A 13777-nucleotide genomic window follows, 5' to 3' on the forward strand; every position below is an offset into this window, starting at 1 on the left:
GGTGTCAACGCTTCTAAACCAAGCATTTGCTTGCTAGCGTGTGCCGCATGCTGATGCGCGCCGCCGTCCTCACCGGTTTCCACCAGCCGATGGAGATCCGCGAGGTGGAGATCGCCGATCCGGGTCCCGGCGAGGTGCGCGTCCAGATCAAGGCGTCCGGCGTGTGCGGGTCCGACCTCAAGGCGATCGACGGCAAGAGCCCGGTCGTCCGGCAGCCGCCGTTCATCCTGGGCCACGAGAGCGCGGGGATCGTCGAGAGCGTCGGCGAGGGCGTGACGGCGGTCGAACCCGGCGACCATGTGATCATCGCGATGAGCGGCGCGTGCGGGAAGTGCCGGCACTGCGGAGCGGGCCGCTTCCACCTGTGCTCGGGCCCCGCCAGGCTGACCGCGATCATGGGCGGCGCGCCCAGGGTCACCATGGACGGCCAGGAGACGCGCAGGTTCATCGGCATCGGCTCCTTCGCCGAGTACGCCGTCGTCCGCGAAGCGATGTGCGTGAAGATCGCGCCCGATGCCCCCTTCGACGCGATGTGCCTGCTCGCCTGCGGTGTCATCACCGGTGTCGGCGCCGTCCTGAACGTCGCGCGCGTCGCCCCTGGCTCCAGCGTCCTGGTCGTCGGCTGCGGCGGCGTCGGCCTCAACGTCGTCCAGGGCGCGGTGCTCGCGGGCGCGACCACGATCATCGCCGCCGACGTCGTCGAGCAGAAGCTCAAACTCGCCGCCCACTTCGGCGCCACCCACACCCTGCTCGCCGGTGACCTCCCCCAGCAGGTCGGCGAGATCGTCCGCGGGGGCGTCGACTACGCCTTCGACGCCACCGGGGTCGCGAGCGTCCTCGGCCAGGCCTTCGCCGCCACCCAGCCGGGCGGCACCACCGTCATGGTCGGCAGCCCCGCCGCGGGGACCCCCCTGACCATCGAGCCTGGGCTGCTGTTCGCCTCTCGCCGTCTCATGGGCACCCAGGGCGGCGACGCGGCGCCCCTGCGCGACCTGCCCATGCTCGCCGCGCAGTACCTCCGCGGCCGGCTCGACCTCGACGGGCTGGTCACCGAACGCCTCCCCCTGGCCGACATCGACCAGGCCGTCACCCACGTCCGCCAGGGCGCCGTCGCCCGCTCCGTCATCGTCTTCTAGCCCGCCGTCCTGTACGGCCGTGCCGCGCCCTACGATGGTGCGATCATTCGCGGCGGCGGGCGGAAGCGGGACGATGACCACACTCGAGCAGGGGCGCGACACCCGCACCAGGATCCTCGCCGCGGCCCGCGCGCTGTTCGCCGAGCGGGGCTACGCCGCGACCTCGCTGGCCGACATCGCCGCCGCGGTCGGGCTCACGAAGACGGCGGTCGCCTACCACTTCCACCCCAAGGACACGCTGGCCGCCGAGCTGATCGCGCCCTGCGCCGACGACATGCTCGCCCTGCTGGGGGCGGACTTCGCCGACCGGCGCGCGTTCGTGACGGCCCTGGTGGCGTTCACCGTACGGCACCGCGCGGTGATCAGGCTGGTCATGGAGGACCTGGGCGGCGCCGACGACGCGCCTCCCGGCTCGCCCGGCGAGGCCATCAGGACCTTTCGTGACGAGATCTTCGCCAAACTCGCCGGGCCCGACCCCTCGCGGGAGACGCGAGTGCGCGGATGGGCGGTGCTCGGCGCGCTCCAGTGGGGCGTCGTCCAGACGATGGACCTGCCCGAGGACAGCGTCCTGCCCACACTGACCGCGGCCGCGCTGGCCATCTGACCCCGAGACCGGCGCGTATCCCGCCGCGACGGATTTCTCGCGAATCACCCGGTGGGCGAGCCCTCACCGGAGGTCGGCGTGGGGGTCGGCTCGGGGTCGGTGCCCGCGGGCGGGTCCACGTCGGGCGGCGTGGTCGGCTCCGCCGGGTCGGGGAGGGACTGCCCCGCCACGCCCACTGTGATCACGATCGCCCGTCCCGGCGCCGCGCACGTGCCGGGCGCCACGCTCTGCCCGAGCACCGAGTCCACGGCGCCCGCGTCACCCACGATCTGCGCGCGCTGCCGTACGGCGAAGCCCGCGCCTCTCAGCGCCGCCCGCGCCTCGCGCCTGGACATCCCCACCACCGACGGCACCGCCGCACCGTGCCTGGCCACCGTCAGCGACACGGCCTTGCCCGGGGTCACGCGCGTGCCCGCCCCCGGCCTGCTGCCGATCACCTGACCGTCGGGCAGATCGGAGCAACTCGTGCCGATCTTCCCTGTCTTCAGCCCCGCGGCCTTCAGCGCGGAGGCGGCGGCCTCGCGCGACAGGCCCGCCAACGCGGGCACCTCGACGCCGCCCGCCGACACCCGCAGGTCGACCCTGGAGCCCCGGGCCAGCCTGGCACCCCGCTCGGGCGTGCTCCCGAGCACCTCGCCCGCCGGCCGTGCCGAGCCGGCCTCGGTCACCGACCCCACGACGAGGCCCGCTCCCTCGATGGCCGCGACCGCCGCGGAACGGTCCATGCCCACGACTCCCGGCACCGCGAGCAGCATCGGCTGGGCGGGGGCCGTGGCGGGGGGCGGGCGCCTGGTCGTCGCCTGCGTGTCCTTCGTCCTGGCCGACGAGCTCTGCCGGAAGGAGGAGGGGGCGGGCGTGGAGGCCACGGCCACCGGCTCGGGCGTGGCCTCGGTGGGGGTGCTGACGCTCTGCAGCGCCGGCACCAGCACCGCGACCAGGACCGCGGCGCTGATCAGGAGCGCGCACGAGACGGCCAGGGAGACCCTGTTGGCCGCGGGACCCACCCACCGGCCGGGGTGCGTCGCCTCCGACGCCCAGCCCGCGGGACCGGGCCACGACGGGTGCCCTTCGCTCGAGCCGGCCGGGGGCTCCTCTTCCTTCCAGGAGAGCGCGGGGTGCCCGGCGGACGCCGCGCCCCGTCCCGATGCGCGGGCCGGTTCCCTCATCCTGGCACCCGAGACTGATCCGGCACCGCGTTGCGCGGGGATGCCGGGCAGCAGGTAGCCGTCGGCGGCTCCCGTCGCCTCCGGCTCGGCCAGCGGGTGGGGGTCCACGCGCAGGATGTGCGGCGGAGGTGAGCGCAGCACCTCCGCCGGCACGCCTTCCCCCGCGCCCAGCAGCGCGAGTAACAGCTCCCTGCTGGTGGGCCTGTTGCGGGGGTCCTTGTCCAGGCAATGCGCGACCAGGTCACCGAGCCGCCCGTCGAGGCGCCCCAGCGCGGGAGGCGCGGTCAGGATGCGGTGGAGCACCGGCGCGACCGAGTCCTGGCCGAACGGCGCGGAGGCGTTGGCGGCGAAGCACGTCGTCGCGCCCCACGAGAACACGTCCACCGCTCCGGTGATCGCCGAGGCGGTGATCTGCTCGGGCGCCATGTAGGCGGGCGTGCCCACCCCTCTGCCGCTGACCGTCGCCGCCGCGTCCAGCGCCTTGGCGAGGCCGAAGTCGATCACGCGCGGCCCGTCGGCGCCTAACAGCACGTTCTGCGGCTTGAAGTCACGGTGCACGATCCCAGCGCGGTGGATGGCGGCCAGCGCGGTGGCGGTGCCGACCGCGAGCCGTTCGAGCGCGCCGCCGCTGCGCGGTCCCTCCAGCGCCACCTCCCTGGCCAGCGAGGGTCCTTCGATGTACTCGCTGACGATGTACGGCCTGCCGTCGTCGAACCCCGCGTCGATCACCTGCGCCGTGCAGAAGCGGGCCACGTGCTTGGCCAGCTCGACCTCGCGCATGAAGGCCGCCGGTTCGTCCCCCACCGGTCCGTGCAACAGCTTGATCGCGAAGGACTCTTCGCCTAACCTGCCGAGGTAGACGATCCCCTGACCGCCCTCCCCCAGTCGCCCGGACAGTTCGTAGTCGCCCAGTCGCTGAGGGTCCCCCGTCTTGAGCGGTTTCGGCACGGGCGCCTCCCCTCGCCGCCCACCGGTTACCTCTCTACTGAAGTCGAGGGATCGCGGCGCGTCAACGGACCGTGACGCCGTTGTGATGTCCTATTTCTGGATACTTCCTGAGTAGCGAGGGGTGTCCTCACCCGCTCTGATCACCTGAAACGTGTAGCCGCTCGCGCCCTCGGCGGCGAGCACCACCCTGCCCGGATGGCATCCCTCGCCTCTGACCTGCGACAGGTCGTAGGTGGCCGTGTCGATTCTGGTCAGCACGCCCTGACAGTGCAGGCCCTCGCCCCAGCGCATCGTCCCCTTGCCCGCGTCGTCCGGCAGGCTCAGCCGTATCGGGAAGGTGACCTTAGAGCTAGGGTGATGCGCCGCGCCCGACCATTCGCCGGCGAGGGCGGGCGGCTCGCTCCGCCACGGGCTCGCCACCACCAGGGCTGCCGCCGCCGACAGCGCGGCCGCCGCCGCGATCCACCACAGGCGGGAGAGGCGGCGGGGCCCGGCCGGATGCTCGCCGGACACGAGCGTCCCCGCACGCCCATGACCCCGCACGGACGCCTCCGCCCCGGCCTCCACCTCGGTCTCCGCCCCCGGCCCCGATCCTGGCGCGCGGTCCCGGCCAGGTGCGGCCCTCTCCCGTGTGCGGTCCTCTCCGGAGACGGCGGCCCGCTGCCGGCGCTCGCCATCCTCGGGGCGGGCGGGGCCCTCGAGCAGGACGGCCAGCGCCTCCTCAGCCGTGGGACGCTCCTCGGGCGACCGGGCCAGGCAGGCCACCACCAGCTCGCGCAACGGCCCCGACAGCTCGCCGAGGTCCGGCGTGCCGTACAGGATCCTGCCGAGCACCGCGGGGTAGGAGTCGGCCGCGAACGCCGCCCTACCGCTGGAGGCGAACGACATGGTCAGCCCCCACGCGAACAGGTCCACGGGTGTCCCCGCCGGTTCGCCGCCGATCTGCTCGGGCGCGAGGTAGGCGGGCGTGCCGACGGGCCGCGCGCCGACCGTGCTGGTGGAGTCGAGCAGCCGCGCGATCCCGAAGTCGATGACCCGCGGCCCCTCGCGGTCGAGAAGCACGTTCTGCGGCTTGAAGTCGCGGTGCACCACGCCGGCCCGGTGGATGGCCGCCAGCGCGGTCATCGTGCCCACCGCCAGCCGGTCGAGCGACCCGCTCGAGCGCGGCCCCTCCCGCATGACCAGCGCGTGCAGCGAGACGCCCTCGACCAGCTCGCTGACGACGTACGGCCTGCCGTCCGCCACTCCCGCGTCGAGCACGCGCGCGGTGCAGAAGGGCGCGACCCTGCGGATGCTCTCGATCTCCGACAGCAGCCGCCGCTCGGTGCTGTGGCTGCGGGCGTGCAGCCATTTGACCGCGACGCGCTCGCCCCCGGACGACACCGCCTCGTAGACCACGCCCTGGCCGCCCTCCCCGAGACGGGCCATGATCCGGTATCCCTGCAGAGCGTGCGGATCGCCTGGTTGGAGGGGGCTCGACGGCATGCCGACAACTATAGGAAGGCGGCATACCGATCAAGAACCGGCAGGACCTCGTCGGCCGTCCCGCTCGGCAGCGACAGCACGGTCTCCTCGATGCCGAGCGTGGCGTAGTACTCCAGCTTGCCGCCGGTGGGCAGCGTGCCGAACGGGATGACCTTCGCCGTCGCCGACGCCTCCCTCAGCGCGGGCAGCGCGGCTTTGATCCCCTTGCCGCCGATCGGCATCCATCCGTCGGCGTACTCGGCGACGTGCGCGAACAGCCGGGGACCCGCGGCCCCGCCGACGTAGATCGGCGGCCCCGACACCGGCTTGGGCCACGACCACGACGGCTCGACGCCGTCGAAGGCCGCCACCTCCTGGCTCCACAGCGCCTTCATCGCCAGCATGTTGCGCCTGGCCGCCTCCCGCCTGTCCTTGTACGGCACGCCGTGGTTCTCGATCTCCTCCACGTTCCAGCCGAAGCCGACTCCCACGACCACGCGCCCGCCCGACAGGTGGTCCAGCGTGGCGATGGCCTTCGCGGTGACGATGGGCTCGCGCTGGGCGGCCAGCAGGATGCCGGTGCCGAGCGTGATCGTCGAGGTCACGCCGGCCGCCGAGGCGAGGGCCACCAGGGGGTCGAGGGTGCGCCGGTACTCCTCGGCGAGTTGCGGCGTGCCCGTCGGCGGCGGGGTGCGCCGCGAGACGGGGATGTGGGTGTGCTCCGGCAGGTAGAGGGAGGAGAAGCCGCGCTCCTCCGCCGCCCTGGCCAGGTCGGCGACGGGCATCGCCAGGTCGGTGCTGAACATCGTGACGCCAAGCCGCATGACCGCTCCTTAACCAAGCGATTGCTCGGGACCGTTTCTTAGAGTAGCTTGCCGCTCATGGGATTCGCTGCGGTCGCGGGCGTGCGGCTGTTCTACACCGACGACGGCTCAGGCGACACGACGCTGCTGCTCGTCCACGGCTGGGGCGCGGACTCCCACCAGTGGGCACAACACATCCCCTCTCTCGCGCGCAAGCACCGGGTGATCGCGGTGGACCTGCGCGGGCACGGCTACTCCTCGGCCGAGAAGAAGGGCAACAACCCCGTCCGCATGGCCGAGGACCTCGTGGAACTGCTCGACCGGCTCGGAATCGAGCGGTTCGTGGCCGTCGGCCACTCCATGGGCGGGGTGATCGTCTCGCGGCTCGCCGTCGAGCATCCCTCGCGCGTGGCCGCCGTCGTCGCGGTGGATCCGGGCTACGGGCGTCCCGACGAGGTCGTGGCCATGGCGGTCGCGATGCGGGAGACGCCCGCCGTACAGATCGACGCATGGTGTTACACCCCCGCCTCGCCCGGCTGGCTGCGCGAGTGGCACCGGCGGCGACTGCTGGCGACGCCGCCGCACGTGCTGGCCGAGGCCTACGACGGGCTGTGGTCGGGGGAGGAGGCGATCGGCTCGCGGGGCGCGGCCGAGCCGTACCTGTCGCGGCGCGAGTGCCCCGTGCTCACCTTCTGGACCGACCCCGCGCAGGCGGCGTGGGAGACGGACCTGTTCAAGCATCCCGCCTCGCGCACGGTCTGCTGGCAGGGCAGCGGACACCGCCTGCACGAGGAGCGGCCCGCCGAGTTCTTGCTCGTGGTCAACCAATGGCTGAAGGAGATCTCCCGGTGAAGTTCGCCATCTTTCTCAACCCCCAGATTCCCGGCTCGGGGTACGCGGCCGAGGAGAACGCACGGGCCAAGCGGCCGATCGGACGGGACACCGAGTCGTACCAGAGGCTGCTGCACGAGGTGCGGGAGATCGCGGTGCACGCCGACAGGATCGGCTTCGACGCGCTGATGATGACCGAGCACCACTTCCATTCGGAGGGGATGGAGTTCTCGGTCAACCCGTTGATGTTCCTCACCGACCTGGCGGCACGGACCGAGCGGATCCTGCTCGCGCCGCTGGGCCTCGTGCTGCCCGCGTGGGACCCGATCAGGGCGGCGGAGGACGTGGCGCTGCTCGACCAGTTCTCCAAGGGGCGGCTGCGGCTGGGGGTGGCGCGCGGCTACCAGAACCGGTGGATGAACGTGCTCGGCCAGCGCTGGCACGCGGCGGCGGCCAGGTCGGACGGCTCGTCGAGCGACAACCGCAACTTCGACGTCTTCGGCGAAGTCCTCAAGATCATGAAGATGGCCTGGACGCAGGAGACCCTTCGCTACAAATCCGACATTTTGGACTATCAGGTGCCGTATCCCTTCGAGGGAATCGAGGGGTGGCCCGCCACCGAGTGGACGCGGACGTTCGGCGCGCCCGACGAGCTCGACGACGACGGCAGAGTCCAGGCGGTCAGCGTCTGCCCCAGGCCGTACCAGAACCCGCATCCCGAGCTCTGGCAGCCGTTCACGATCTCCGACCGCTCGGTCATCAGGGCCGCGCAGGAGGACATCATGCCGTGGATGTTCACCCCCAATCCCGACGACCACGCTGCGAAGGCCAAGCTCTACCAGGAGGAGTCGGCCAAGCAGGGCCGCCACTACAAGCTGGGTGAGCACACCGGCATCCTCAAGATCGTCGGAATCGCCGACACGACGGACGAGGCGATCAACACCTATGGCAAGAAGATCCCCAAGGACTTCGCCGCCTTCTTCGGGCCGTTCGGCTACCTGGAGGTGCTGCGCAAGAAGGAGGACGACAAGCACCAGCCCATCTCGCCCGAGAAGGGCGACGTGCAGCGGATGAACGACGTCGAGATGGCGCTGTTCGGCTCACCCGACGACGTCAAGCGCGGCATCCAGCGCATGCTCGACCGCATGCCCGACCTGGAGTGGTTCGGCCTGTACATGCAGGGCCAGCAGGGAGTCCTCCCGCTCGACACCGTCAAGCGCAACCTCGAACTGTTCGCCACCAAGGTCATCCCGGAGTTCCAGTCAACTACCTTCTGATGATTTCGAAGGCTTGCTCTCACGGTCCCATCTGGCGGAAGGGAGGCCGGTAGCGTGCGGGCGATTGACTGCGCCCCAACTCGCGACAGCGCGCTGGGCGATGTTGCGAGCTGCGATGTGATCGGCATGCCCAGCGAGGCCACACCTGGTGCGAAGAAAGCGGCCGCGCACTGGCCGGTTCGCCTTCGAGACGAAGCCGCACTCGGGGCAGGACTGGCTTGTGTAGGACGGATCCACCAGCACAAACGCCATCCCGAGTCGTGCGGCCTTGTATCGCGTGAACGCGATCTGCTGGGCGAACGCCCAGGAGTGCAAGGTGCGCCCAGAGACCTTGAGCAGCCATACATCTCCCCTGCACGTCAGGTCGACCTCGCCAACCCGCAGGCTGTCGAGCGCCCTCAGATCGGCAACCCTCCCCTGATAACCGACACGAACTCTTCCCTGCGGGGTCCACATGGACGCGATGCGAACATCCCTGCGGAAGGAGATCATGCGGGCATCGAACGGCACCTCCCCGTGCGGCCGGAAGACGTGCGCTCGCTTCTTGGACGCGCGCCGGTTGGCACAGGCGGCGACAACTCGGGCGATGGCCTTCACCGCCGCCTGAGCACCCAGCCCCGGGAAGGCCGCCCGCGCCTCGTACTAGGCCAGACGATGCAACGCGACGGCCTCGAAGGTTCTGTGCGACCAGGCCGGCCGGGAGACAAAGGCGGCAGCCTCGTTGCACAGCGCCATCGCTGCCGCCAGCCGTGCCGCATCCTCGTGCGACGGGTTGAGCCGCAACTGGATGACCGACGGCAGTCCTACAGATTTTGCCGCCGACCTGCGAAAAGCCAATACGATCACCTGCCTTTCACGACCTTCGAACATATTACCGATTGCAGCCATGAGATGGCTGAGAGTTCTCAACATGAGGAGCGATGAATCATGAGGCACAGCCGATGAGGTTCTGGCTCGGCGCCTCCTTCTGCGACACCTCGGAGTTCGTCGAGCTCGCCGTCGCGGCCGAGCGCTGCGGGTTCGACACGTTCACGCTGTCCGACCACCTGTTCTTCGCCGACTTCAGCACGCCGTACCCCTACGGCAGGATGCGGTGGACGGCCGAGACGCACTGGCCCGACGTCTGGGTGACGATCGGCGCGATGGCGGCGGTGACGACGCGGCTGCGCTTCTCCCCCAACGTCTACATCGCGCCCGCGCGAGACCTGATCACCGTGGCCAAGCAGGTGTCGACCGCCGCCGTGCTGTCGGGCGACAGGGTCAGCTTCGGGGTGGGCGTCGGCTGGTGCAAGGAGGAGTTCGTCGCCACGGGACAGGACTTCCACACGCGCGGGCGCAGGCTCGACGAGATGCTCCCCCGCCTGCGCGAACTCTGGTCGGGCGCGCAGGTGGACCTGCCGGGCCTGCCCTCCCTGTCGATGTCGCCGGTGCCTGCCGTACCGATCCCGATCTACGTGGGCGGCGACAGCGAGGCGGCGCTGCGCAGGGCGGCGCGGGCCGGAGACGGCTGGATCGGCAACCGGATCTACACCGAGGAGCAGATCGAGGCCGTCCTCGCCGACCTGCGCCGCTACCTGAAGGAGTACGGCAGGCCGGAGGACGCGCTCGAGATCATCGCCCCGCTGGCCGTGCTCCCCGACGCCGACACCTACCGCCGCTTCGCCGACAAGGGCATCACGGGCACGATGGCCGCCCCTTGGTGGCTGTCGCCTGACGAACCCAAGGTCGACACGATGGAGCGGTTCGCCGAGGAGGTCATCGCCAGGATGTGACGCGCCTGGACTCGCCGGGCCGGAGGCACCCTCCGCCCGGCGAGCCGCGCGGCCTGTGATGCCGGACGCCACCGAACCACGATCGACGGGCCGATAGCCTCGTCCCATGCTGGAAGAAATCACGGCGACCCGCTATGTGACCCCGTTGCGGGAGGGCGGATCGCTACCGGGAGTGGTCGAGGCCGACGACCTCGGCACCTACGTCGTGAAGTTCCGCGGCGCCGGACAGGGGCCCAAGGTCCTCGTCGCCGAGATCATCTGCGCCGAGCTGGCAAGGCGGCTCGGCCTGCGCACGCCCGAGCTCAAGCTCATCGACCTCGACAGGCAGATCGCGCTGCGGGAACCCGACTTCGAGATCCAGGAACTGCTCCAGGCCAGCGAGGGACGCAACATCGCGATCGACTTCCTGCCAGGAGCGCTCGGCTTCGACCCCCTGTCGTGGCAGCCCGACCCCGGCTTCGCAGCCGAGGTCGTGTGGTTCGACGGCCTCATCCACAACGTCGACAGGACGTGGCGCAACCCCAACCTCCTGGTCTGGCACCACGACACCTGGCTCATCGACCACGGCGCCGCGCTGTGGTTCCACTACAGCTGGAAGAACGCCGACCCGCAGCGCGCCTTCGACGCCGGCAGCCACGTCCTGGCCCCCTTCGCCGCCGACGTCCCCAAGACGGGCGAGCGCATGGCCGCGCGGATCACCAGGGAGCTCCTCACCGAGGTCACCGCGCTCGTCCCCGACGAGTGGCTGGAGGAGGAACCGGGGTTCGACTCGGCACAGGCCGTACGGGACGCCTACGTCGAACACCTGCTGGCCCGCGCCCACGGCCCGCGCGACTGGTTGCAGGCCTCCGCGAAGGCCGAGCAGAAGGGCGGCCCCAGCTCGGTCGGCGCCTTCTGGAAGCAGGGAGACAAGTGATGGAACGCGACGTCTACGAGTACGCCGTCATCCGCGTCATCCCGCAGGTGGAGCGCGGCGAGCAGATCAACGTCGGGATCCTGCTCTACTGCCAGTCCCGCACCTACCTGCGCGCGCGCGTCGAACTCGACGAGATCCGCCTGCGCGCCCTCGACCCCGGCGCCGACCCCTCCGAGGTACGGCAGGCGCTGGCGGGCTACGAGCTGGCGTGCGGCGACTCCGCGGGGGCGATGGTGCGGGAGTCCCTGGGCAGCCGGTTCCGCTGGCTGACCGCCCCGCGCAGCACGGTCGTGCAGACCTCCGCCGTCCACGCGGGCCTGACCACGGACCCCGACGCCGAACTCACCCGCCTCTTTGACCGCCTCGTCCGCCTCTGAAGAACCCGCCACCTGCCAAGCGACCCCGGGCCATCCTCGGGCGCACCCGTGGGTCGTCGGACGCATCCGTGGGTCGTCGGACGCATCCGTGGGTCGTCGGACGCACCCGTGGGAGGCCCGGTCGTCGTGGAGCGGCCCCGGGCATCGCCGGAGCCCGGCCGCCGGGGCCCCGGGCATCCGAGGTAGCGGCCTCGGGCGCGGGAGCCCGTCGTCGGGCGATCCCGACGTCGTCGGTGGCCGGTCGGGGCGGCCGCCGACGCGGTGGCGATCCTGCTGGAGATGGCTCTGCTTGAGGCGGCCCTGCTGGAGGTGGCCCTGCTTGAAGTGGCCCTGCTTGAAGTGGCCCTGCTTGAAGTGGCCCTGCTTGAGGCGGCCCTGTTTGAGGCGGCCCTACTGGAAGCGGGCGACGAAGCGGCGCTGCCAGGGTGTCTCCACGGCGCGGGCCGAATAGTGCTCCCTGACGTAGGCGACCGCCTCCCGGTTGGGCACCCCGTCGAGGACGGCGAGGCAGGCCAGCGCGGTACCCGTTCGTCCTTGCCCGCCGCCGCAGGCGACCTCGACCCGCTCGGTCTCGGCACGCGCCCATGCCTCGCGCAGCGCGTCACCGGCGGAGACGCGGTCGGAGGGCAGCCAGAAGTCCGGCCAGCGCAGCCAGCGTGCCTCCCATGCGGTAGGGGGCGGTTCGTGACCCAGCAGGTAGAGCGCGAAGCCGGGCTCCGGCCCTTCCGGGAGGGGACGGCGCAGTCCCCTGCCGCGAACGAGCCTGCCCGAGGGCAGCCGTAGCACGCCGGTCATCGTGGGATCCCAGGTTGAGTTCACCCGGCGAGCGTAGCCCCCGCGCCGTACCCGCGCATGATCGGGAACCGGGCGTCTGCGGGCTCTAGCGGTGTCCCAGGACGTTGATCACGCGCCCGTTGGGGTCGCGGACGAAGAACCTGCGCACGCCCCAGTCCTCGTCCCGCAGCGGGTGCACGATCTCCGCGCCGCTCTTGAGCACCGCCTCGTAGGCCGCGTCCACGTCGTCCACCTCGACGCTCAGGTCGGGGTTGACGGGGGCGGTCCGATCGGCGGTCATGACACTGATCTGCGCCGTGGGCTGGGTGGGCGAGGCGAGGGTGATGATCCAGCCGTGGTTCATCACCTCCTCGAAACCCAGGAGGGTGTAGAAGTCCCTGCTCTCCTGGACGGCCTCGGAGCTGATGTTGGGCACGACACGACGAATGGTCATCGGCGACTCCTTTGCAGGCGAGATCGCATTGATTCTCCTAGAAGCACGTCATCCAGGGGCCTGACCGCCTTCCGCTACCCGAGCCCTATGGCCACCTGCCCCGCCCGGTCGCCATGACCGCCCACCCGGCCCCGCCCGGTCACCGTGACCGCCCCCTCCCGCCACGGTCTTGCGACCACCCGCCCGATCCGGCCCGGTCCGGCCCCGCGAGCATCCCGCCGCCTCGACCTGGTCGCCTGGCTCGCCCCCGGCTCCCGGCGGAGGCGGAGGCGAGGGAGGGGACGAAGGCGGGCCAAGGCGCAGGTGGAGGTGGAGGCGAGGGCGGAGGTAAAGGCGAGGGCGGAGGTAAAGGCGAGGGCGGAGGTGGAGGCGAGGGCAGGAGCGGGTGGAGGCGAGGGCGGGAGCAGGGCGGGCGGGGGGCGAGGGCGGGAGCAGGGCGGGTGGAGGCGGCCCGGCGTCATGTCGAGGGATCTAGGCACCGGAGTCGATACGGCGGGACAGGCCGTCGAGAAGCATCTCGAGGCCGAAGCGGAACGCGCCCTCCGGGTCGGTCGCCAGCCCCGTCGCCTCGCCGAGACTCGTCGAGACCCGTTGCGCGACGGGGTAGGAGGTGCCCGCCATCGCGGCACCCAGGGACGGCCCGACGGTCTCCCACCACTGGAGGTCGGTCAGCGAGCTCTCCTCCCTGATCCGCCGGAGCGAGAGCGTCCCGCGCGCGGCGCTGGAGACCAGTCCGAGGATCGCCGTGAGCACCCTGTCCATGTCGAGGTCGCTCAGGCCCACGCCGTCGAGCGCGGCGAGCTCCACCTCGTACTTGCCCGACACGCCCGGTCCCGGAACAGGGCGGCCGGGCGCGACCTCCACCGTCCACGGGTGGGCCATGTGGTGGTCCCAGTTGGCCTGGGCGATCCGCTCGGCCCTGGCACGCCATGGCCCCGCCGGCGGCGAGCTGTGGACCTCGGCGGCGACGGCGTCGAGCATGACCTCGATGAGCTCGGACCGCCCGGCGATGTACGGGTAGAGCGCCATCGCGCTGACGCCGAGGTCACCGGCCACCCTGCGCAGGGTGAGCGCGTCGAGCCCCTCCCTGTCGGCCAGGGCGACCGCCGCGTCCGTGATCCGCCTCAGCGTGAGCCCCGATCGGCTCACCATCTCGGTGGGCTTCCACAGCAGCCCGACCAGCTTGACCGGGTCTCCCGGCCGCTCCGCCCGCTTCGCCATCCTCAACTCCCTTAGTTTACGTTGTACTATACAT

At 71.4% G+C, this 13777-nt stretch carries 15 protein-coding genes; 7 read left to right on the top strand and 8 right to left on the bottom strand.

Annotated elements, in window-relative coordinates; genetic code table 11:
- Window positions 1–47 precede the first annotated feature (47 nt).
- Together ACFSKW_RS49425 and ACFSKW_RS49430 are read left to right on the top strand one after the other, a co-directional pair.
- The gene (locus ACFSKW_RS49425; RefSeq protein ID WP_379581856.1) at window positions 48–1136 is read left to right on the top strand and encodes an alcohol dehydrogenase catalytic domain-containing protein; all 1089 of its coding nucleotides are present in this window, start codon (window positions 48–50) and stop codon (window positions 1134–1136) included.
- A 73-nt stretch (window positions 1137–1209) separates the two neighbouring features.
- On the top strand, window positions 1210–1740 hold the full coding sequence (locus tag ACFSKW_RS49430) for a TetR/AcrR family transcriptional regulator (RefSeq protein ID WP_379581858.1): 531 nt from the start codon (window positions 1210–1212) through the stop codon (window positions 1738–1740).
- A 44-nt stretch (window positions 1741–1784) separates the two neighbouring features.
- On the opposite strand, the gene ACFSKW_RS49435 is transcribed toward ACFSKW_RS49430, so the two are convergent.
- The 3 genes from ACFSKW_RS49435 to ACFSKW_RS49445 all read right to left on the bottom strand — a co-directional run bounded on the left by ACFSKW_RS49435 (window position 1785) and on the right by ACFSKW_RS49445 (window position 6142).
- Entirely contained in the window at window positions 1785–3854 is a 2070-nt protein-coding gene (locus tag ACFSKW_RS49435; RefSeq protein WP_379581860.1) for a PASTA domain-containing protein, read from the bottom strand.
- Between the two features lie 90 nt (window positions 3855–3944).
- The gene (locus ACFSKW_RS49440; RefSeq protein WP_379581862.1) at window positions 3945–5339 is read right to left on the bottom strand and encodes a serine/threonine-protein kinase; all 1395 of its coding nucleotides are present in this window, start codon (window positions 5337–5339) and stop codon (window positions 3945–3947) included.
- Window positions 5340–5347: 8 nt separating this feature from the next.
- Window positions 5348–6142, bottom strand: a complete 795-nt coding sequence (locus tag ACFSKW_RS49445; protein WP_379581864.1) for a TIGR03619 family F420-dependent LLM class oxidoreductase — start codon at window positions 6140–6142, stop codon at window positions 5348–5350.
- A gap of 57 nt (window positions 6143–6199) precedes the next feature.
- Here ACFSKW_RS49445 and ACFSKW_RS49450 point away from each other — a divergent pair, with 57 nt between their 5' ends.
- Window positions 6200–6973: an alpha/beta fold hydrolase gene (locus tag ACFSKW_RS49450; RefSeq protein WP_379581866.1), complete on the top strand. Its 774-nt coding sequence runs from the start codon at window positions 6200–6202 to the stop codon at window positions 6971–6973.
- Window positions 6970–8229 (top strand): LLM class flavin-dependent oxidoreductase, encoded by a 1260-nt coding sequence (locus ACFSKW_RS49455; protein ID WP_379581868.1) that lies wholly within the window; start codon window positions 6970–6972, stop codon window positions 8227–8229. The genes ACFSKW_RS49450 and ACFSKW_RS49455 overlap by 4 nt, the downstream gene beginning before the upstream one ends.
- Here ACFSKW_RS49455 and ACFSKW_RS49460 read toward each other — a convergent pair.
- Both ACFSKW_RS49460 and ACFSKW_RS49465 read right to left on the bottom strand, forming a co-directional pair.
- A complete protein-coding gene (locus tag ACFSKW_RS49460) occupies window positions 8215–8826 on the bottom strand; it encodes a zinc ribbon domain-containing protein (protein ID WP_379581870.1) in 612 nt (203 codons plus the stop codon). The two genes, ACFSKW_RS49455 and ACFSKW_RS49460, sit on opposite strands and share 15 nt — an antisense overlap.
- A 45-nt stretch (window positions 8827–8871) precedes the next feature.
- Window positions 8872–9099 (bottom strand): hypothetical protein, encoded by a 228-nt coding sequence (locus ACFSKW_RS49465; RefSeq protein WP_379581871.1) that lies wholly within the window; start codon window positions 9097–9099, stop codon window positions 8872–8874.
- A 50-nt stretch (window positions 9100–9149) separates the two neighbouring features.
- Between ACFSKW_RS49465 and ACFSKW_RS49470 the strand changes: the two genes are divergently transcribed.
- From ACFSKW_RS49470 to ACFSKW_RS49480, 3 genes are all read left to right on the top strand, one after another.
- Entirely contained in the window at window positions 9150–10001 is an 852-nt protein-coding gene (locus ACFSKW_RS49470; RefSeq protein WP_379581873.1) for a TIGR03619 family F420-dependent LLM class oxidoreductase, read from the top strand.
- Window positions 10002–10107: 106 nt separating this feature from the next.
- Entirely contained in the window at window positions 10108–10917 is an 810-nt protein-coding gene (locus ACFSKW_RS49475) for a HipA family kinase (protein WP_379581874.1), read from the top strand.
- On the top strand, window positions 10917–11294 hold the full coding sequence (locus ACFSKW_RS49480) for a DUF3037 domain-containing protein (RefSeq protein ID WP_379581876.1): 378 nt from the start codon (window positions 10917–10919) through the stop codon (window positions 11292–11294). Before ACFSKW_RS49475 ends, ACFSKW_RS49480 begins: the two co-directional genes overlap by 1 nt.
- A gap of 390 nt (window positions 11295–11684) precedes the next feature.
- Here ACFSKW_RS49480 and ACFSKW_RS49485 read toward each other — a convergent pair whose 3' ends face one another.
- From ACFSKW_RS49485 to ACFSKW_RS49495, 3 genes are all read right to left on the bottom strand, one after another.
- Complete coding sequence (locus ACFSKW_RS49485) at window positions 11685–12089, bottom strand: protein-tyrosine phosphatase family protein (protein ID WP_379581986.1); 405 nt, start codon at window positions 12087–12089, stop codon at window positions 11685–11687.
- Between the two features lie 85 nt (window positions 12090–12174).
- On the bottom strand, window positions 12175–12522 hold the full coding sequence (locus ACFSKW_RS49490; protein ID WP_379581878.1) for a VOC family protein: 348 nt from the start codon (window positions 12520–12522) through the stop codon (window positions 12175–12177).
- Window positions 12523–12993: 471 nt separating this feature from the next.
- Window positions 12994–13743, bottom strand: a complete 750-nt coding sequence (locus tag ACFSKW_RS49495) for a TetR/AcrR family transcriptional regulator (RefSeq protein ID WP_379581880.1) — start codon at window positions 13741–13743, stop codon at window positions 12994–12996.
- Window positions 13744–13777 lie beyond the last annotated feature (34 nt).

Source organism: Nonomuraea mangrovi, assembly GCF_042681425.1.
GTDB classification, from domain to species: Bacteria; Actinomycetota; Actinomycetes; order Streptosporangiales; family Streptosporangiaceae; genus Nonomuraea; species Nonomuraea mangrovi.